Source organism: Bradyrhizobium sp. 41S5, assembly GCF_011516665.3.
Taxonomy (GTDB): domain Bacteria; phylum Pseudomonadota; class Alphaproteobacteria; order Rhizobiales; family Xanthobacteraceae; genus Bradyrhizobium; species Bradyrhizobium quebecense.
Window position 1 is genome coordinate 8,092,607 of sequence record NZ_CP083721.1, and the last position, 18,394, is coordinate 8,111,000.

The 18,394-nt window shown below is 65.1% G+C and carries 17 protein-coding genes and 2 pseudogenes; 11 read left to right on the forward strand and 8 right to left on the reverse strand.

Translation table 11 applies throughout. The features are described from left to right. Positions 1–16 precede the first annotated feature (16 nt). A complete protein-coding gene (locus tag HAP47_RS38765) occupies positions 17–955 on the reverse strand; it encodes an alpha/beta fold hydrolase (RefSeq protein ID WP_231168670.1) in 939 nt (312 codons plus the stop codon). 174 nt (positions 956–1,129) lie between these two features. Here HAP47_RS38765 and HAP47_RS38770 point away from each other — a divergent pair, with 174 nt between their 5' ends. The 5 genes from HAP47_RS38770 to HAP47_RS38790 all read left to right on the forward strand — a co-directional run bounded on the left by HAP47_RS38770 (position 1,130) and on the right by HAP47_RS38790 (position 5,828). Then, complete coding sequence (locus HAP47_RS38770) at positions 1,130–1,945, forward strand: MBL fold metallo-hydrolase (RefSeq protein ID WP_173640263.1); 816 nt, start codon at positions 1,130–1,132, stop codon at positions 1,943–1,945. Between the two features lie 118 nt (positions 1,946–2,063). Continuing rightward, complete coding sequence (locus tag HAP47_RS38775; protein ID WP_173640262.1) at positions 2,064–3,059, forward strand: aldo/keto reductase; 996 nt, start codon at positions 2,064–2,066, stop codon at positions 3,057–3,059. Further along, on the forward strand, positions 3,059–3,520 hold the full coding sequence (locus HAP47_RS38780) for a MerR family transcriptional regulator (protein ID WP_173640261.1): 462 nt from the start codon (positions 3,059–3,061) through the stop codon (positions 3,518–3,520). The genes HAP47_RS38775 and HAP47_RS38780 overlap by 1 nt, the downstream gene beginning before the upstream one ends. A 314-nt stretch (positions 3,521–3,834) precedes the next feature. Beyond that, complete coding sequence (locus tag HAP47_RS38785; RefSeq protein ID WP_173640260.1) at positions 3,835–4,884, forward strand: amidohydrolase family protein; 1,050 nt, start codon at positions 3,835–3,837, stop codon at positions 4,882–4,884. A gap of 11 nt (positions 4,885–4,895) precedes the next feature. Beyond that, on the forward strand, positions 4,896–5,828 hold the full coding sequence (locus tag HAP47_RS38790; protein WP_173640259.1) for a GNAT family N-acetyltransferase: 933 nt from the start codon (positions 4,896–4,898) through the stop codon (positions 5,826–5,828). 137 nt (positions 5,829–5,965) lie between these two features. Here the strand turns inward: HAP47_RS38790 and HAP47_RS38795 are convergent, their stop codons facing one another. The 3 genes from HAP47_RS38795 to HAP47_RS38805 form a co-directional block, all read right to left on the reverse strand. After that, the gene (locus HAP47_RS38795) at positions 5,966–7,222 is read right to left on the reverse strand and encodes an aminopeptidase (protein ID WP_173640258.1); all 1,257 of its coding nucleotides are present in this window, start codon (positions 7,220–7,222) and stop codon (positions 5,966–5,968) included. A gap of 118 nt (positions 7,223–7,340) precedes the next feature. Then, on the reverse strand, positions 7,341–8,702 hold the full coding sequence (gene pcaB / locus HAP47_RS38800; RefSeq protein WP_173640257.1) for a 3-carboxy-cis,cis-muconate cycloisomerase: 1,362 nt from the start codon (positions 8,700–8,702) through the stop codon (positions 7,341–7,343). Between the two features lie 60 nt (positions 8,703–8,762). Beyond that, positions 8,763–9,152, reverse strand: a complete 390-nt coding sequence (locus tag HAP47_RS38805; RefSeq protein WP_092119719.1) for a carboxymuconolactone decarboxylase family protein — start codon at positions 9,150–9,152, stop codon at positions 8,763–8,765. A gap of 133 nt (positions 9,153–9,285) precedes the next feature. Between HAP47_RS38805 and HAP47_RS38810 the strand changes: the two genes are divergently transcribed. The 5 genes from HAP47_RS38810 (at position 9,286) to HAP47_RS38830 (ending at position 13,615) form a co-directional block, all read left to right on the forward strand. Then, entirely contained in the window at positions 9,286–10,245 is a 960-nt protein-coding gene (locus HAP47_RS38810) for a Bug family tripartite tricarboxylate transporter substrate binding protein (protein WP_173640256.1), read from the forward strand. A 43-nt stretch (positions 10,246–10,288) separates the two neighbouring features. Further along, positions 10,289–11,152, forward strand: a complete 864-nt coding sequence (locus HAP47_RS38815) for an NAD(P)-dependent oxidoreductase (RefSeq protein ID WP_173640255.1) — start codon at positions 10,289–10,291, stop codon at positions 11,150–11,152. Further along, positions 11,149–12,129: a Gfo/Idh/MocA family protein gene (locus HAP47_RS38820; protein WP_173640254.1), complete on the forward strand. Its 981-nt coding sequence runs from the start codon at positions 11,149–11,151 to the stop codon at positions 12,127–12,129. Before HAP47_RS38815 ends, HAP47_RS38820 begins: the two co-directional genes overlap by 4 nt. Positions 12,130–12,135: 6 nt before the next feature. Further along, complete coding sequence (locus HAP47_RS38825; RefSeq protein ID WP_173640253.1) at positions 12,136–12,891, forward strand: GntR family transcriptional regulator; 756 nt, start codon at positions 12,136–12,138, stop codon at positions 12,889–12,891. Positions 12,892–13,438: 547 nt separating this feature from the next. Then, positions 13,439–13,615 (forward strand): hypothetical protein, encoded by a 177-nt coding sequence (locus tag HAP47_RS38830; RefSeq protein ID WP_173640252.1) that lies wholly within the window; start codon positions 13,439–13,441, stop codon positions 13,613–13,615. Between the two features lie 226 nt (positions 13,616–13,841). On the opposite strand, the gene HAP47_RS38835 is transcribed toward HAP47_RS38830, so the two are convergent. The 4 genes and pseudogenes from HAP47_RS38835 to HAP47_RS38845 all read right to left on the reverse strand — a co-directional run bounded on the left by HAP47_RS38835 (position 13,842) and on the right by HAP47_RS38845 (position 16,484). Beyond that, entirely contained in the window at positions 13,842–14,564 is a 723-nt protein-coding gene (locus HAP47_RS38835; RefSeq protein WP_173637099.1) for a hypothetical protein, read from the reverse strand. A gap of 130 nt (positions 14,565–14,694) precedes the next feature. Further along, a pseudogene (locus tag HAP47_RS41910) lies at positions 14,695–14,802 on the reverse strand (hypothetical protein); the annotation flags it as partial. 139 nt (positions 14,803–14,941) lie between these two features. Next, positions 14,942–15,358 (reverse strand): annotated as a pseudogene (locus HAP47_RS41915) (serine hydrolase); the annotation flags it as partial. Between the two features lie 127 nt (positions 15,359–15,485). Continuing rightward, positions 15,486–16,484, reverse strand: coding sequence for a L,D-transpeptidase family protein (locus HAP47_RS38845; protein ID WP_173640250.1), 999 nt, complete (start codon positions 16,482–16,484; stop codon positions 15,486–15,488). 187 nt (positions 16,485–16,671) lie between these two features. Between HAP47_RS38845 and HAP47_RS38850 the strand changes: the two genes are divergently transcribed. Then, complete coding sequence (locus HAP47_RS38850; RefSeq protein ID WP_173640249.1) at positions 16,672–17,649, forward strand: lytic transglycosylase domain-containing protein; 978 nt, start codon at positions 16,672–16,674, stop codon at positions 17,647–17,649. Positions 17,650–18,394 lie beyond the last annotated feature (745 nt).

Consider the following 18,394-nt stretch of genomic DNA (forward strand, 5'->3'; position numbering starts at 1 on the left):
CTGATCTCATCGCGCTTTAGCCCTTCACCAGCTCCATCACCGCCGCGGCGAACGCCTCCGGCGCTTCCTGCGGCAGATTGTGGCCGGCGCCCGGGATCACGCGATGCGCCCGGCGGGCGGTGTATCTTGCCGCGCTGGCGCTGCCGTCGCGCGCAGGCGTCACGCCGTCATCGGCGCCATCGAGCGAGATCGTGGGGACTGTAATCACCGGCAACGCGGCAAGCCGCCGCTGCACCTCCGCATATTGCGGGTCCCCAGCGGCAAGGCCAAAGCGATGCCGGTAGCTGTGGATCACCACATCGACATAGTCCGGATTGTCGAATGCGATGGCAGTGCGCTCGAAACAGGCGTCGTCGAACGCCCAGCTCGGCGACCATTGCGCCCACAATATCCTGGCAATGCCGCCCCGGTTGGCGACAAGCCCGGCGCGTCCGCGCTCGAGCTGGAAGTAATATTGATACCATAGCGCCACTTCGTGATCCGGCCGCGCCGGCACCATCGCATGTGCGATGTCCTGGATCATGTAGCCATTGGTGCAGACGAGCCCGATGCATCGTTCCGGCCACAGCGCCGCACCGATCGATGCGGCGCGGCCGCCCCAGTCGTAGCCGGCGACCACCGCGCGCTTGATGCCGAGCGCATCCATCAGCGCGATCAGGTCGGCCCCGACCGCCGCCTGCTCGCCCGAGCGCGGCGTCGCCTTGTCGCGGAAGGCCGTCGGGCCGTAGCCACGCAGATAGGGCACGATGACCCGGCAACCCTGCGCCGCCAACATCGGGGCGACGTCCACATAGGAATGGATGTCGTAGGGAAAGCCGTGCATCAGCATCACGGCGGGACCGTCGGCCGGGCCAGCCTCATAATAGGCGATGTCGAGCACGCCTGCGTCGACATGGCGCAATGGCTCGAGCCGTTTGGTGGATGATGCGCGCTGCGCGGAGTTATTGTCAGTCACGCAGAACTCCCTGATCGCTGTGATCTGCGCGGCATGATAGCGCCTGCCAACGCAAGAATCGCCCGGATCGTATTGCAACCAACGCCATGGAGCGATGCGCCCGCCTCATCATGACGGCACGCCAATTGCGCGATACTCTCGCTCCGGCGGATATTGCCGAAAGCGGAACAGGTCATGCTGAGATTGCTCGCCGCGCTGGTCTTGCTGGGAACGTTCACCAGCCACGCCCTGGCGCAGGATGCCCCGCGCAGCGAATGCCTGGCGATGGCCAATGCGCCGCCCCGCGCCGTCCCGGTAAACTACCGGCGCGTCGCGGCCAAAGCCGACGAGGTCGCGATCACCTATGCCGGCCATTCCACCTATTACATCGACACGCCCGGCGGCATCAGGATCGCGACCGACTACAACGGCGTCTATCGGACCGGGCGGCTGCCCGACGTCGCGACCATGAACCGGGCGCATGAGACGCACTACACGCTGTTTCCCGACCCGAAAATTCCATACGTGCTGCATGGCTGGGGCGAGAACGGCCAGGCCGCGCATTACGGGATGCGGATCGGCGACGTCTATATCCGCAACGTCACCACCGACATTCGCCGCTATTGGGGCGAGGACTCCAGCGGCGAGATGATCAAGGACGGCAACTCGATCTTCATCTTCGAGGTAGCTGGCCTCTGCATCGGCCATCTCGGCCACCTCCACGTCAAGCTCGACGACAGCCATTTCGCGGCGATCGGTCGGCTCGACATCGTGATGGTTCCGATCGACGGCACCTACACGATGTCGCTCGACGGCATCTCCGAGATCACCAGGCGGCTGCGCGCCGCCGTCGTACTGCCGATGCATCGCTTCGCCACCCCGCTCGACGAGTTCATGCGCCTGATCGGCCAGCAATTCGAGATCGACCGCCGCGGCAGTGAGCGCACCTTGCGGATCTCACGCGACACGCTGCCGGCGACCCCGACGGTGATCATCCTGGATGGCGTATAAGGCGCGACTGCCCCTGACACGATTTCGTGCGCCGGCACTTTCGCGCTTGACCTAGAGTATGCTCTAGCTTGTTCAGTCGGGATTGTCCGGCAACACCCCGGCCACGAGGACCAACCGCATGACACCTTCAAGCAAGCTCCCGCACCGCAGGCTCGGCAATGACGGCCCGCAGGTTTCCGCCATCGGGCTCGGCTGCATGTCATTGTCCGGCGTTTACGGCGCGAATGACGATACGGCGACGCCCGACTTCATCCGCTACGCCATCGACCGGGGCATCGACTTCCTCGACAGCGCCGATCTCTATGGCTGGGGTCACAACGAGGAATTGCTCGGCCGCGCGCTGAAGGGCCTGCGCGACAGGGTCGTGATCGCGACCAAATTCGGGCAGGTGAAGACCGCGACCGGACAGGGCGTGGACGGACGGCCCGCTTATGTCCAAGAAGCCTGCGAGGCGAGCCTGAAGCGGCTCAACATCGAAACCATCGATCTCTACTACCAGCACCGCATCGATCCGAACGTCCCGATCGAGGATACGGTCGGCGCGATGGCGCGTCTGGTCGAGCAAGGCAAGGTTCGCCATCTCGGCCTGTGCGAGGCGCGCCCCAAAACCATTCGCCGCGCGCACAAGGTGCACAGACTGGCCGCGGTGCAGACTGAATATTCCCTGCTGTACCGCAGCGAGGCCGAGGAAACCCTGCAAACGACGCGGGCGCTCGGCATCGCCTTCGTCGCCTATTCGCCACTCGGCCGCGGCTTCCTGACCGGCCAGATCCAGTCGCCGGCCGACATCGCGGGTGATCGCCGCGGCGACCATCCGCGCTTCGCCGGCGATAATTTTGCCCGCAACCGCGATCTCGTCAGCGGCATCGTGACGATCGCACGCGAGAAGAACTGCACGCCGGCTCAGCTCGTGCTCGCCTGGCTGCTGGCTCAGGGACAGGACATCGTGCCGATTCCCGGTACCAAGCAGCGCAGCCGGCTGGACGAGAACATCGACGCCCTCGACGTGGTGCTTTCGCCGGACGAGTTGGCACGGATTTCGGCAGCCATCCCGGCCGGTGCCGCGGCAGGTGAGCGCTATCCGGCCGGCGCGATGAAAGCGGTCTATCTGTGATGGACGCCCGGACACCCGATTCGCAGGCGCCGCCGAACGCACTCTACATCGGCGACATCGCGCGGCGCTCCGGCCGAAGCGTGCATACCATCCGCTGGTATGAAGCGCAGGGCCTGATGCCCGGCGTCGTCAGAGACCGCGGCCGTCGGCGCGTCTACAACGACTATCACATCGGCTGGCTCGATCTGATGGAGCGGCTGCGCTTGACCGGGATGTCGATCAAGCAGCTTCGCGACTATACCACGCTCGTGAAGCAGGGCAGCGCGACCTTGCGCAATCGCCGCGCGCTGCTCGCCGAGCACCAGCTCCGCGTCCGGGCCATGATCGCCAAATGGACCGAAGCGCTCGCGCTGGTCGACGCCAAGATCGAATTCTACGACGAGTGGGTCGCGGCAGGCACGCGGCCCAAGGTCTCGCCACAGCAGCGCGCCCGCGCCAAGCGGTCCGCCACCAGGGCCTGAACGCGCGGCCCGACATCGAATAGCAGGATCCGCGATGGACGATATGCTTCGGCGTAAACCCTTTACCATGCGCGCATCGCACAGGCTCGGGGCGGCGATGCTCGGTGCATGCTAAGCGGCGGCAGCCACGGCCTGCTGCTTTCGATCGTCGCCGGAAGCCTCGTCCAGTTCGCCGGCGCCGGCGCGGCGTGGCTGGTGACAGGGCGCGAGGCACCACGCCTGCGCATTTGACCTGCTCGCGCGCGGCTCGTTATCCTTCGCACAGCCGACACCGGATCGGCGGCCGACAAGAGCAAGAACAGGGAGCATCATCCATGGCCAGCACTCTGCCCGCCTCTGCGAGCGGGCTCTATGCCAATCCGCGCGAAGACTGGCTAGCCCAATACACCGAGGAGATCATCGATCCTGACAGGCCGATCGTCGATCCGCACCATCATCTCTGGGACCGCGGTGGCTTGCGCTATCTGATCGAGGAGATGCGCGACGACATCGCCTCCGGCCACAACATCGTGGCGACCGTCTATGTCGATTGCCGGTCGATGTATCGCGCCGACGGGCCGGAGGCGTTCCGCCCGGTCGGCGAGGTCGAGTTCGCCAACGGCGTCGCGGCGATGGCGGCGAGCGGCGGCTATGGCAAGGCCGCGATCTGCGCCGGCATCGTCAGCCACGTTAACCTTCTGATCGGCGACCAGGCCAAGGCGGTGCTCGAGGCGGAGATTGCCGCCGGCAACGGCCGGTTCCGCGGCATCCGCCACTCGTCGGCCTGGGACGAGGACCCCAATGTCGCCCACATGTATGCCAACCGTCCGAAGGGCATCTTGCTGGATTCCACCTTTCGTAGGGGGTTCGCCTGCCTGGCGCCGCTCGGCCTCAGCTTCGATGCCTGGCTGTTCCACCCGCAGATCGGCGAACTGGCCGACCTCGCCCGCGCCTTTCCCGACACCCGGATCGTGCTCGACCATTGCGGCGGCCCGGTCGGCACCGGCCGCTTCGCCGGCAAGCGCGAGGAGACCTTTCCGGTCTGGAAGGCCTCGATCCAGGAGATCGCCAAATGCCCGAACGTCGTGGTCAAGCTCGGCGGGCTGGCGATGTGCCTGCTCGGCTACGACTTCCACCTGCGCCCCAGGCCGCCCTCGTCGGAGGAACTCGCCGCCGCCTGGCGGCCCTATGTGGAGACCTGCATCGAGGCCTTCGGCCCGAGCCGTTGCATGTTCGAAAGCAACTTCCCACCTGATAAGGGACAGTGCAGCTATCAGGTGATCTTCAACACCTTTAAACGGCTTGCATCACAATATAGCGAAGCCGAGAAGACGGCGTTGTTCTTGCAGACGGCAAAGGATGTCTATCGGCTCGATATCGGGTAAACTTGCGACTCATGGATGACAGCATCACCATCCAGCCGCTTCGTGAGGCTGATGCAGAAGCGGTGGTCGAACTCTACGCAAAGGCGGCTGCGGTGGAACCGCGGCTGGGCCCTATCACGCTGCCGCAGTGGGACCAGTTCCTGAAACTGCCGCAGAACCGTGGCGGCCGCGACTTCCGCGTTGCCGAGCGAAACGGCCGACTCCTTGGCCTCGCTGAATCATCGTTGCGCGATCAGGGCGCGCATCATTCCCGGTTCCTCAAGATCGTCGTCGCGCCCGAGATGCGCCGCCGCCGGATTGGCCTCGCGCTGTTCGACAACGTGCTTGCGATCGACACCGATCCCGATCTCACCGTCCAGACGCTGGTGAGCAGCGATTGGCCGGCGGGAATGGCCTTCGTGGCCGCCTTCGGCTTTGTTCATCTTGAGTCAGGGATCGGGATGAAATGCGTCGAGCCGTTGCAGCCGGCACGCACGCTCGCGGCGGCCCGCGCCACCATCGAGCAGGTCAGCGACGTCACCGCCTGTGCCGGCGAGGTCGCGCGCATCCACAACGCCGCCTATGCCTCGGACTCGGCGTTCCGCCGGTATTCGCCGGAGGAGATGGCGCAGGTCCTGTCCGAGAGCGAAGTCTGGATCGCGTCGGAAGATGGCCAGATGTCGGGCTTCTGCCTGACCGAGCCGGAGCGGAACTCGATGTGGATCGAGTCGGTCGCCGTCGACCCGGCACGGCAAGGACGCGGGCTCGGTCAGCTGCTGGTCTATCGCGTGCTGGCCGCACACGACGTATCGGTCGAGCATCCCTGCTGGCTCAACGTCTCGAGCCGCAACGCGCCCGCGCTGAAAATCTATCGCCGGCTCGGATTCAAGCCGCAGCACGAGACCTGCCGCTTCAGCGCGCCGCGAGGCGAGCTGATCGCGGCACGCAAGCGGCGGTTTCGTTAACAGCAGATTTATCCCCGTCACCCTGAGGAGCGCGTAGCGCGTCTCGAAGGGTCGACGGCCACCGGCGGGGCCGTGCATCCTTCGAGGCTCGCTCCGCTCGCACCTCAAGATGACGGGACTGAGTGGGCAGTCGCCGCTTACGCCCACTCGCCCTTGCGGAACACCGGCACACTGCGGCCATCGGCATGGATGCCGTCGATGTCGGTGTGGGGGGAGCCGATCATCCAGTCGATATGGATCAGGCTCTTGTTGCCGCCCTGCTCGGCGATCTGCTGCGGCGTCAGCTTGTCGCCGTTGACGAAGCATTTCGAGTAGCACTGGCCGAGCGCGATGTGCGAGGCGGCGTTCTCGTCGAACAGCGTGTTGAAGAACAATAGCCCGCTCTTCGAGATCGGCGAGGAATGCGGCACCAGCGCGACCTCGCCGAGGCGGCGCGCGCCCTCGTCGGTGTCGAGCACCTTGTTCAGCACTTCCTCGCCGCGCGAGGCCTTGGCCTCGACGATGCGGCCTTCCTCGAACTTCACCGAGATGTTGTCGATCAGCGTGCCCTGATAAGACAGCGGCTTGGAGCTGACGACGTGGCCGCTGACACGGCGGCAGTGCGGCGTCGTGAACACTTCCTCGGTCGGGATGTTGGCATTGCAGACAATGCCGTTCTTGGCGGTCGACGCGCCGCCTTCCCATTCATGACCGTCGGCAAGGCCAATGGTGAGGTCCATTCCGGGACCGGAATATTTCAGCGCGTGGAAGCGCTGGCCGTTCAGCCATTCGGTGCGCTCGCGCAGCCTGGCATTGTGCCTTTCCCAGTTGGCGACGGCGCCGTCCTGATCGACCCCGGACGCGGAGAAGATCGCGTCGGCAAGCTTGGCCACCGCGACATCCTCGGCATCGTCGGGGAATACCTGCCTCGCCCAGGACGTGCTGGGATAGGCGATGATGTTCCAGTTGGTGTCGAAATTGACGATCTTCTCCAGCGCCGGCTGGTAGGCGATCGAATTGGCCTTGCTGGCGCGTGCCACCTTGGTCGGGTCTTCGCCCGACAGCAGCATCGGATTGTCGCCGACGATCGCAAGCCGTGCGGTGTTGGCGCCGAACGCCTTCGCCATGCCCTCGTAGAGCCAGCCCGCGGCACGATCGAAGCTCGCATCGTTGGCGTAGCGGTAGCGCGCCAGCGTGAGCTCCTCGTCCGAGAAGAACGGGGTCACGAGACCCGCGCCGGCCTTGTAGGCGTGCTCCACCACCCGCCGCACCAGCGGCATCGCCGCCGCCGGCGCCGTTAGCAGCAGATCCTGCCCCGGCTGCAGCTGCAGGCCGACCTTGATCGCGACTTCGGCGAGCCGATCGAGTTTTACAGGATCGATCGAGGCGGAAAGGTTGCGTTGATGTGCGGTCATGAAGCGTCCGGCCGTGTCGTTTGAGGGCTTTGGCGATTCGTAGTCCAATTCGATCCGCATCCGCAAGGTTCCCGCCCGCCGCGCCCGATCACGCGACGGCGAGCAATTGCGGCGAATTTTACCGCTTCACCGAAGCCAGCACCCGATCGACCATCTCGGGCGCGAGGCCGAGATAGTTTTTCGGCGCGGTGAGGCTGTCGATCGTCGCCCGATTGATCCGGCTCGCGACGCGATCATCCGCGGCCAGCGCCTCGGCCAGCGTCAGGCCCTTGTCGTTGGCGACACGGCAGGCGTCGTAGACCACATCATGGGCCTCCTGCCGGCCGATCGCGGGCGCAAGGCCCATCATCACGGCTTCGGCAACGATCAGCCCGCGGCTGATGTCGAGATTGTCGGCCATCCGCTTCTCGTCGACTATCAGGCCGCCAAGCGCGAACCTGGCCTGGTGCAGGGCGCCTGATGTCAGCACGAAACTTTCCGGGATCGCCATCCATTCGGCGTGCCACGGGCCGGTGGCGCGTTCGAAATCCTGCACCATCGCGTCCAGCATCAGGCCAGCATGCTGACGCACTGCCTTGGAAGCGGTGAGCATCAGCTCCGACGAAATCGGGTTGCGCTTCTGCGGCATGGTCGAGGAGGCGCCGCGTCCCTTCACGAACGGCTCGTAGACCTCGCCGAACTCGGTCGACGCCATGATCATGATGTCGAGCGCGATCTTGCCGAGCGTTCCTGTGACCAGCGCGAGGAAATTCACCGCTTCCGCCAGCCCGTCGCGCGCGACATGCCAGGTCGAGGCGGGTACGCCGAGGCCGAGTTCCTCGCACAGCGCCTTCTGGACCTCGAAGCCCTTGTCGCCCAGCGAGGCCAGCGTGCCGGCGGCGCCGGCGAACTGACCAACCAGCGCGCGCGGCTTCAGCTCCGCCAGCCGCGCAGCGTGGCGATCGAACGCGGCAAGCCAGATCGCGGTCTTATAGCCGAAGGTCACCGGCAGCGCCTGCTGCAGATGGGTGCGACCGGCCATCGGCGTGTCGCGGTATCGTTTCGAGAGATCGGCGAGGATGCCGCGCAGCGCGCTGATATCGTCCTCAACGATTTTCAGGCCGTCGCGCAGTTGCAGCACCACGGCGGTATCCATGATGTCCTGCGTGGTCGCGCCCCAATGGACATAGCGGCCGGCCTCGCCGCACTGTTTTGCCATCTGATGCACCAGCGGCAGTATCGGGTAGCCGACGATGTCGGTTTCCTGCCGCAGCAGATCGAAATCGAACGCGGCGACGTCGGTGCGCTTTGCGATCTCCTCGGCCGCTTCAGCAGGGATCACGCCGCAGCGCGCTTCGGCCTTTGCCAGCGCGACTTCGACCTCGGCATAGCGCTGCAGCAACCGCAGGTCGGAAAACACCTCGCGCATCGCGCTTGTGCCGAAGGCATCGCGAAACAGCACGGAATCGAGCACGGTGGTCGAGGTCGGAAAGGCGGACATGGGCAGATCCTGTTGCCGGTCGCAGTCGGCAACGTCCCTATCACGGCGCAGGGCCGTACCCTACCCCTCCGCGGGTGCCTCGCCGAACACCTCGGCTGCAATCTTGCTGGTCTCGATCGCGGCCGGAATACCGCAATACATCGCGACCAGCAGCAGCACATCCTGCACCTGCGCGGCGGTGCAGCCATTGGCCAGCGCGCCCTTGGCATGAACGCGGAACTCGGTCGGCTTACTGCTCGCCGCGGTGATGCCGAGCATCACGAGGCTGCGGATCTGGTCGGACAGCCCGCTGCGCTCCCAGACGTCCCCATAGACATAAGCATTGATGATGTTTTGCAACGGCGTGCCAAAATCGCCCGCGGCCGCCATCCGCTTGGCGACATCGACCTCGCCGAACATCTTCTGGCGCCGGCGCAGCCCGCGGGCATGGAGATCGCTGATGTCCACCATCGTCTGGCTCCCTGTGTGAGCTATTTATACGGATAAATTTGGCGCACCTCAATATTCCGGCAGACCTGATGCTTGCCTCCCCGAGTTATTTGTCCGTATAAATTTGCCGAAAGCAGAAGCGGAGGGGACCGGGATGAAGTTACGGCTGGGGCTGCTCGTCGTCCTGCTCGCTGCGCTTCCAGCCCTGCCGGTTCGGGCAGCGGACGATTTCCCGCAACGGCCGCTCCGGATCATCGTGCCGTTTCCGGCCGGCGCCGGGCCCGACAATGTCGCGCGGCTGGTCGGCCAGCATTTGCAGGATGCGTTCGGCCAGACCGTGCTGATCGAGAACCGCGCCGGCGCGCTCGGCAGCATCGGCGCCCAGGAAGTCGCCCGCAGCGCGCCCGACGGCTACACCCTGTTGATGGGCACCAACACCACCCATGCCAGCAATGTCGCGACGCTCAAGAGCCTGCCCTACGATCCGGTGAAGGATTTTGCGCCGGTGATCCGCACCACCACCACGGCGATGGTGCTGCTGGTCAACCCGAAGCTTGCGGCCAAGGACCTGCCGCAGTTCCTCGCCTACGCCAAGGCCACCCCCAATCTCACCGCCGGCTACGGCTCTGGCGCATCGCAGATCTCGATCGCGCAGCTGCAGTCGCGCGGCGGCCTGTCGCTGATCGCAGCTTCATACCGTGGCGTGCCGCAGGCGATGACCGATGTGATGGCCGGCGTCATCGACCTGACCTTCGGCGACTTCTCGGTCGCGATCCCGCAGATGCAGGGCGGCACCCTGCGCGGGATCGCCGTGACATCGGCGACCCGTAACGAGCTGACGCCCGGCCTGCCCGCGCTCTCCGAAGCGATGCCCGGCTTCGAGGCCACCATCTGGTACGGGCTGTTCGCACCCGCCGGCACGCCGGAACCGGTGGTCAACAAGATCTACGCCGAGTGCGCCAAATACCTCGCAATGCCGGAGACCAGGAAGAAGCTCGCCGATGTCGGCGTGACGGTCGCACCGCTGGCGCCGGTCGAGTTCGGCGCCTTCGTCAAGAGCGAGGTCGTGCGCTGGTCGGCGGAGGTGAGGGCGGCCGGCATCCAGCCGCAATAGACCAGAGCTCCGTCGCATCATGGCTCGCGAGACACCTGTTGGCATGATTGGCCTGGGCCTGATGGGATCGGCGCTTTCCGCGCGGCTGATCGACGCCGGCGTCGGGGTAATCGGCTTCGACATCGATGCGGCGAAGACGGACGGGTTGCGGGCAAGCGGCGCCGAGTTCGCGGCCTTCGCCGCCGACGTGGCGGCCCGCTGCCGGACCATCGTCATTGCGGTGTACGACGCGGCCCAGGTTACGGGCTTACTGCCGGATCTCGCGAACGCCGAGCCGCCGCCGCTCGTCATCTGCACCACCACCTGCGCGCCCGGCGAGATCAAAGCGATCGCCGAGTTCGCCGCGCGCTCGCGCCTCTCCTTCATCGAAGCGCCGCTCTCGGGCACCAGCGCCGAGGTCCGCGCGGGCACGGCCACCGCGCTGGTCGCCGGCGATCGCGACGTCATCGCAGCCGCCGCGGCGACGCTCGACATCCTCTGCCCGCAGCGGATCCATGTCGGCGCGATCGGCAATGCCAGCCGCACCAAGCTCGCCATCAACCTGATCCTGCAGAATAACCGCGCCGCGCTCGCCGAAGGCATCGCCTTTGCCGAGAGCCTCGGCCTCGACGGCACGACGTTCCTTGCGACCGCGCGCCAATCGGCGGCATATTCCGCCGTGATGGACAGCAAGGGACCGAAGATGCTGGCGCGGGATTTCTCGCCGCAATCGCATATCGCGCAGACCCTGAAGGACGCCGAACTGATCCTGCAGGAGGCCGGCCGGCACGGCCTGCCCTTGCCGCTGACCTCGGTGCAGGCCGAGCTGCTGCGCAAGGCGATCGCGCTTCGAGGCCCGGACAGCGACAGCGCCGCTGTCATCGAGGCGATTCGTGCCGGAGGCGATCAGGACAAGGACCACTCATGATCAATTGTGCGATCGCGGGCCTCGGCCGCTGGGGCCGCGCGCTGGTCGAGGCTGCGCAGGGCGAGCCGCGGCTGAGGATCGTCCGCGCGGTGGAACCCGACATGAGCGCCGCCGCGAGCTTTTGCGCAGCGCACGGTCTGTCCCCGGCGGCGAGCCTCGAGGCTGTGCTGGCCGAGCCCGAGATCGATGCCGTGCTGCTGGCAACACCGCATTCGCTGCACCGGAGCCAGGTGATCGCGGCCGCCGCGGCCGGTAAGCAGGTGTTTTGCGAGAAGCCGCTGGCGCTCAAGCGCAGCGATGTGGCCGAGATGTTCGCGGCCTGCCGCAACGCCGGCGTGCTGCTCGCGGTCGGGCATAACCGCCGGTTCTGGCCGTCGATGCAGGCGCTGCGCGCGATGGTCGCCGGCGGCGAGCTCGGCACGATCCTGCATGTCGAGGGCCACAACAGCAACGAGAACTCGCAAGGCATTACGCAGGGCTGGCGGCTGTCGCCCGCGGAGTCGCCGGGCGGCGGGCTGACCGGCGCGGGACTGCATGTGCTCGACGGCTTCGTCAGCCTGCTCGGCCCTGCGCGCCAGGTCTATGCCCGGTTGAGTGCACGCGAGGCCGGACCCCCGCCGCTCGATACTGCAACTTTAGCGATTGAATTTGTGAATGGCGTGAGTGCAACCCTTGCTACAGTCCGCGCAACACCGTTCTATTGGCGCGTGCATGTGTTCGGGACGAAGGGATCCGCAGAGGTGCTCGACGAGGGGACGATGGTGCTACGGAAATCCGGCGAGGCGCCTGCGACGACGCGCTATCCGGCGGTCAACACGCTCACCGCGGAACTTTCGGCCTTTGCCGACGCGGTCGAACGCAGACAGCCGTTCCCGGTGCCCGAAGCGGATGTGCTGGCGACGCTCGCCGCGTTCGAGGCCGCGTTGCAGTCGATGCAGTCTGGATATCCGGTTGCCTGCCATACGGCATACCAGTGATCCGCCATGCCTGAACAACCGGAGAGGGCGAGATCGTCCCGCTACCGCGACATCGCCACCGGACTGCAGAAGGACATCCGTCTCGGCACCTACGCGGTCGGCAATCGGCTGCCGACCGAAAGCGAGTTGATGGCGAGCTATCAGGCAAGCCGCCAAACGGTGCGCGAAGCGCTGCGCATCCTGATCGACCAGGGCCTGATCGTACGCCGCGCCGGCCTTGGTTCGGTGGTGATCGCCTCCGAACCGCCGGTGCTGTTCACCCACAGCGTCAAGTCGCTCGGCGAGTGGCTGCGCTATTCCAACGAGACCTATCGCGACGTGGTCAGCAGCAGCGACATCGTCGCCGACCGCAAGCTGGCTGCGCTTCTGAAATGCGAGCCCGGCAAGAGCTGGTTCCTGATCGAGGCCGTGCGCCGCTCCGACCAGTTCGCTGCGCCGCTCGGCTGGACCGAGATCTACGTGCTGCGCCGGTTCGCCGATGTCGTGACGCGGCCCGACCACGGCCGCACCCCGGTGCATGAGCAGATCGCCAGGATGTACGGCCAGGTCACCGAGCGCGCGCAGATGGAAATCTTCGTGCGCGGCATGCCGGCGCCGATCGCCAAGGCGCTCGGGGTCAAGACCGGATCGCCGGCGCTCACCGTGGTACGCCGCTACTACGGCCTGCGCGAGGAACTGTTCGAGGTCACCATCACGACGCACCCGGAAGGACGCTACACCTACACGATGGATATGCAGCGCTCGCTGCGGCCGAAGCTCTAGGCATTTGCCGAGACGCGCCTTATCGACGCGAGGGGGAATCCACTTCGCTGGAAAACGCTCTATCTCGCCCGAGCCAGATGCGTGCTGGCGGAGGTATGTGCCATCTGCGGGGTCCCGGTCACGCCCCAGATCGCAACTGCGATCAGCGCGGCCGCCCAGACATATGGCCCAGCATTCGGCTTCTTCATTTCCGAGATCATCCCCAACGTCTCAGGAGCACCGATGAATCTTGCAACCTCAATCGTGAACGTCTCACCATGCACCCGTCCTTCACAACGCTACTAAGGTTAGACCTTGTCGGTTTCGGGACGTCTTCGTGCGAATCCGGAAATGATTTCGTGGGAACCGGGGCCGTCTCATCCGAATTGATGAGACCGCGGGTCTAAGGCCCGGCGCTCGCGACAGGACCAAGAGAATTTCCTGCTTAATTTTGAGTCAGATGCACAACAAACATTCCAAAGGGGACCGGCTGAATTCTTTTTGATTGTCCGCCGGACTCCAGCCGTGGCATCAGGGCCTGTGACACTGCGATGACAGGGATTCTCCCGTGACTGCCCAATCGGCCAAACCGCAAGGTGGCTCCCGCCGCCATTCCCAGGAAACGCAGGACCAGGTCGCGCGGTCCCTGGAACAGGAACTGCAGCTCCTGACGGAAGAGCGCCAGGAACGTGCGCTTCGGCTCGGCCTCGACTTCGCAGCCAAGACGCCGAAAACCGACCACTAGGCGCGCTGCCGCGCCGCGACTCAAGGGCGCACAATCTCCGCATTGCTGACCCGCGCGGCCATCTGACAATGGCCGGCGCGCGTGCTCGCATGCGTCAGTCGTGATGGGCCCAAACAGCCACTCGGTGTCATCGCCTCGCGTTGTCGTGACATCGGCGTCCACCGCATCTCACACCGCGTCCGTGACGACCGCGAAGCGCCCCTTGATCGGGTGCAGTCTCGCCGGGTCATTGCGCGGCCTGCGCTTCCGCATCGACTTGCACATCGTGGCCGAAGTGATCCTTGCCGCTGAGCCTGGCCTTGCCGCCGTCGAACGTGAGCAGCCATCTGCGGTCGGTATCGCCGCCGACCAGACGCAGGTCGATCGCAAACGTCTGACCGTCTTGCCACGTCCCTTTCAACGCCATCACGCCGAGTGGCGTTGGCTGGCCGAGACGATAGGTGCCGTCCAGCCCGATCGGTCCCGCCAATTTGATTACCGGCCTCGCCGCATCCGGCGTCGCCGTTTCCAGTTCGTAGTGCGCGGACGGATCGGTCAGATACAGCGTCAGCGCCCGCAGATTGAGACCGTTGGCCGGGAAGCGCCAGGTCTTGCCCGAGATGGCCGTCGCGCTATCGCGCAGCGCCGCGGCAAGCTGATTGCCGCCGGCGGAGTTCACCGGCAGCGCCGTATCGGACTTGACAGCGCCGGAAATGTCGTCGGCCATCCTGCCGAATGAGCAATAGTCGCGCGCGGTCACGGCCGTGACGATGTCGAGCGCGGGAAAGATCATGATCAGCTGGCAACGGTCGCCGACCGCCATGAAGGCCTGCTGCTTCGGCATCACCCAGAAGAAATTGGCATAGTGCAGGGACGGATCGAACGAGGCGTGCATCTCTGTCGTCGCGTGCCTGATGCGATCGACCCAGCCGGACGGCAGCAGCCGCTGCCCCCTCCCATTCGCCGTCATGCAGATAGAGCAGCCCGATCTTGGCGGCGTCGCGCGGCGCGAGCAGAAGACCGCCGCCGCCCTGCGTCAACCCCGGCCCGATGCTGTGCCAGTACGGCGTGGCAATCCCGAGCGGGCGAAACAGTTTCGTCACCGCATAGTCCCGCGCGCTCACGCCGGTGAGCTTGTTGATGATCGCGGCCAATAGCTGCGGATTGCCGGTGTTGTAGTAGAACGTCTCGCCCGGCGCCTTCGCCATCGGACGGTCCAGGATGAACTGGATCGCATCGGGGCTGCGCCCCCATTCGATCAGCGAGTCCCGGCCTGCCGCCCTCGACGCCCTCCGTCCAGACCATTCCCGAAGTCATGTCGAGCATGGTCTGGATCGTGATCGCCCGCTTGCGGTCATCGAGATTGGCGATGGTGCGGTCGCCGAAGAAATCCACCATGCGATGATCGAGGCTGTCGAGCAAATTATCCCTGAGCAGCATCGCAACCAGCGTGCCGGTCACCGCCTTGGTGGCGGAATTGATCAGATGCGGGATCTCCGGCGTGTACGGCGCATAGTAAGCGTCGAGCACGATCCGGCCATGACGCGCAATCAGGAGGCTATCGAAACTGTGAGCCGCGCCAAAGTTGACGAGCCGCGCAAGCGCGGCGGAATCCATCCCCTGCTCTTCCGGCGTCGTGGTCTGCCATTGCCGGGTCGGCCACGCCGGATCGGCGGCCCCTTCTGCGCGGGCTGAACCTGACCAGATCAGCGCGGCAAGCGACAGCCCCCGTAGCGTCGACACGACCAAACGTCTGAGATGCATCGGTGCCCCGTCGGGATGCGGCTGTCACCGGACCATCCGCGATCCCTGGCATACCTGTCAATCTCGGTGCCGTGGCGGCAGCGATTTGCGATGACGGCGCGACTCGGTCCCTCCTGCGTCAATCGCATTATCGCGAGTTCTCCACGAACGTGACCGGCGTTCCCTTCGCGACACCGGCCGCGACTCGCTGCGCATCCCAGTTCGTGAGCCGAACACAGCCATGGGACGCGGCCTTGGAGACCTTGCCGGGATCGGGTGTGCCGTGGATGCCATAGCCTTCTGCCGAAAGGTTGATCCAGATCGATCCGACCGGATTGTTCGGGCCGGGCTTGATCGTGAATGGCTTCTTCGATTTGACGCCCTTGAACTTGTATTTCGGATTATAGCGATAGATCGGGTTCTTGTTGATCGCCGTCACCTTCAACGTGCCGCTCGGCGTCGGCTTCTCCGTGCTGCCGACCGTTGCAGGATAGAAGGCGATGAGCTTCCCTGCGGCGTCGAATGTGCTGAGCGTCTGCCGCGTCTTGTCGACTTCGACGCGTGCAACCGGCGCTGAACCTCCGGCGTCGAGAACGTTTGCAACCGCAATGGAGTCACCGGCCCTGTCGAACCTCTGTCCTGGATTGAGCGCCTGGAGCAACGCCTCGCTCATGTGGAACTTCTCGGCGAGCGCTTCGCGCGGGCTATTGTAGTTCAGCGCGGGCAAGTCCTTCATGCTTTCCATCTTCGCAGGGACCTGCTTCAGGAAGGGGCCTTTCACGTCGGGATCAGCGATCGCATAGTTGACGATCGCGGCCCCTTCGCTGGCGGCGGCGAGTTTGCTCCAGAGTTCCGGCGTCACGGCCTTGTCGAACGACAGTCCATTCGCTCCGGCAAACGCCGTGAGCGCCTTCAGCGCATTCTCGCCGAGCTTGCCGTCGATTTCGCCGGGAGAAAAATGCGCACGATCAAGCAGAATCTCGAGCTTGGCAACGGAGGCGCTGACCTGGTGACGGCCCGGCAATTTTGCCGTCGGCGCTGCGGCGTCGTTGATCGCGGCGGCATCGAGGCCCGCCGCCATCACCGGCGCAGCGGAGACAAGCAAAAGTACAAGACCAAAACGCGCAACGAAAAAATGTCGGAACATCGCGTATCCCAACGTGGCTCCATTCCGTAAAGTTACGGAAAGCGTCGAAGTTCCAATGCAAGCAGCGGCCGAGTTCTGCGGTGGAACAGCTGTTATCGCGGCATCGCCGCAATCGACCCGTTAAAAAGTCGTTATCCGAAGCGCATTTGCGCTTAGCTCACATCACAGTTCAGGTCTCTCGAAGCAGATGCGATTCATCATCGCGGCGCTTGCCGCGTTTCTTGTCTTGATGCTCGACGTCGATCGTTCGCCAAGTTCAATCAACACCTCAACGGCCCAAGCCCCTGCACTCTCGCACGACACCGCAACCGACGCCGTCACTTTCGCGGCTCGCTTCATCGAAAGCGCCGATGCCGGCGAAGCGCCCGGTCCGACGGTCGAGGATGAGGCGCCGCCACCTGCGATCGAGCCGCGAGATGCCGCGGCCGAGCCGCAGGCATCCGCGATCGACACGTTCTGTCACAGCTTGAAGGACGCTGCCCAAAGGAGCGAAATCCCCGTCGCGTTCTTTGCGCGCCTGATCTGGCAGGAGAGCCGCTTTCGTTCGAACGAAGCCAGCCACGCGGGTGCGCAGGGCGTTGCGCAGTTCATGCCCGGGACGGCCGCGGAAGTCGGGCTCGACGATCCCTTCGATCCACTCAAGGCACTGCCTGCTTCGGCCAAGCTGCTGCGCAAGCTGCGCGACGATTTCGGCAATCTCGGCCTTGCGGCTGCCGCCTACAACGCCGGTAGCGGCCGCGTCCTGAAGTGGCTTGCCAGGCAAAGCGAGTTGCCGCGCGAGACCCGGGATTATGTCCGGATCATCACCGGAACCAAGGCTGAGGATTGGATCGAGAACGTCGACACGCTCGCCATTCGCATCGATCTGCCGGGCGAAGCGCCTTGCGAGGGAACCGGCGGCCTGTCGAAGTCGAAGGATGTCGCTTTCGTCTCTGCATCGCCAGCATCTGCCGTGACCACGCTCATTCGCAAGGCGGAGACGGCCCAGCAGGCGGCAAGGTCCGTCGCCAGCCACACACGTAATCGACTCGCACTCCTGCTCAGGAAGGGTTCGCCCGGTGCAGCCTGGCTTGGCAGGTCACGCCCGGCCATCGTCGCAGCCAAGGTAAGGTCAGCGAAGGGCCGTGCCATTCGCGTAGCCTCGCGCTCGCGTTCGTCGGGCTGAAGCTAAACGCAATCCAGGACTGTCGCTGTAGTTCCTGCGGCTGACGGCGACCCGGGTGACGGAGAACGCAGCCCGCGCAATCGGGTTGTCGCGGGCTCGCACTGATGGCGGCCGCTCCGGCATAGACCGCGGCGGGACCTACCTGCGAGCGCGCCGGTGCTACGGCGCGGACGACGCCGCAAGACTCGGCAAGGGCGCGAATTGCATCTCTGCAACGGCCGAGCCGGCGTAAGCACTGGCGATCAGGATCATGACTCGAATGGCGACGAACATGGTGCCTCCTCAGTCTTCTTGTTGGTCTCTTGATGCCAGAGACTTCTTTCCCGCCGGTGAGGAAAGCTGGTTGCCGCAACCTTGAAGGCATTGGTAAGCGAGCCGTTTACGCCAGCTCGTTCATGAGTTGGGAACCGTATCGGCCGATCGGCCGGCGCGCTAAACGCACGGTTCATCGTGACCGGGCATTGTTCGCCTCAATCAAGAAGGCGCAATCACAATGCCGATTTTCAGGACGATCCTTGTTGTCGTATCGATTTTTCTTGCCGTCTTGTACGTCTACGATGCCTGCCGCAGCGACGGCTTGCTGAGGGCGACTCCCGTGAGCGACGTGATTGCACGGCGCTGGCCGGAGCCGGATGCGTTTCGTCCGGAGGCGGCACCCGCCCCCACAGCCACTGCCACAACGACGCCGGCGGCGCGCGTTAGGGAAACGTTTGCGATGTTCATCCCCAGGGACGCGCGACGCCAC

What these genes read in the sequence shown, in the direction of transcription:
- HAP47_RS38770 (WP_173640263.1), top strand. Translation starts at nt 1,130, where the DNA reads ATGCTGAGATTGCTCGCCGCGCTGGTCTTGCTGGGAACGTTCACCAGC.
- HAP47_RS38775 (WP_173640262.1), top strand. Translation starts at nt 2,064, where the DNA reads ATGACACCTTCAAGCAAGCTCCCGCACCGCAGGCTCGGCAATGACGGC.
- HAP47_RS38780 (WP_173640261.1), top strand. Translation starts at nt 3,059, where the DNA reads ATGGACGCCCGGACACCCGATTCGCAGGCGCCGCCGAACGCACTCTAC.
- HAP47_RS38785 (WP_173640260.1), top strand. Translation starts at nt 3,835, where the DNA reads ATGGCCAGCACTCTGCCCGCCTCTGCGAGCGGGCTCTATGCCAATCCG.
- HAP47_RS38790 (WP_173640259.1), top strand. Translation starts at nt 4,896, where the DNA reads ATGGATGACAGCATCACCATCCAGCCGCTTCGTGAGGCTGATGCAGAA.
- HAP47_RS38795 (WP_173640258.1), bottom strand. Translation starts at nt 7,222, where the DNA reads ATGACCGCACATCAACGCAACCTTTCCGCCTCGATCGATCCTGTAAAA.
- pcaB (WP_173640257.1), bottom strand. Translation starts at nt 8,702, where the DNA reads ATGTCCGCCTTTCCGACCTCGACCACCGTGCTCGATTCCGTGCTGTTT.
- HAP47_RS38805 (WP_092119719.1), bottom strand. Translation starts at nt 9,152, where the DNA reads ATGGTGGACATCAGCGATCTCCATGCCCGCGGGCTGCGCCGGCGCCAG.
- HAP47_RS38810 (WP_173640256.1), top strand. Translation starts at nt 9,286, where the DNA reads ATGAAGTTACGGCTGGGGCTGCTCGTCGTCCTGCTCGCTGCGCTTCCA.
- HAP47_RS38815 (WP_173640255.1), top strand. Translation starts at nt 10,289, where the DNA reads ATGATTGGCCTGGGCCTGATGGGATCGGCGCTTTCCGCGCGGCTGATC.
- HAP47_RS38820 (WP_173640254.1), top strand. Translation starts at nt 11,149, where the DNA reads ATGATCAATTGTGCGATCGCGGGCCTCGGCCGCTGGGGCCGCGCGCTG.
- HAP47_RS38825 (WP_173640253.1), top strand. Translation starts at nt 12,136, where the DNA reads ATGCCTGAACAACCGGAGAGGGCGAGATCGTCCCGCTACCGCGACATC.
- HAP47_RS38835 (WP_173637099.1), bottom strand. Translation starts at nt 14,564, where the DNA reads ATGACGGCGAATGGGAGGGGGCAGCGGCTGCTGCCGTCCGGCTGGGTC.
- HAP47_RS38845 (WP_173640250.1), bottom strand. Translation starts at nt 16,484, where the DNA reads ATGTTCCGACATTTTTTCGTTGCGCGTTTTGGTCTTGTACTTTTGCTT.
- HAP47_RS38850 (WP_173640249.1), top strand. Translation starts at nt 16,672, where the DNA reads ATGCGATTCATCATCGCGGCGCTTGCCGCGTTTCTTGTCTTGATGCTC.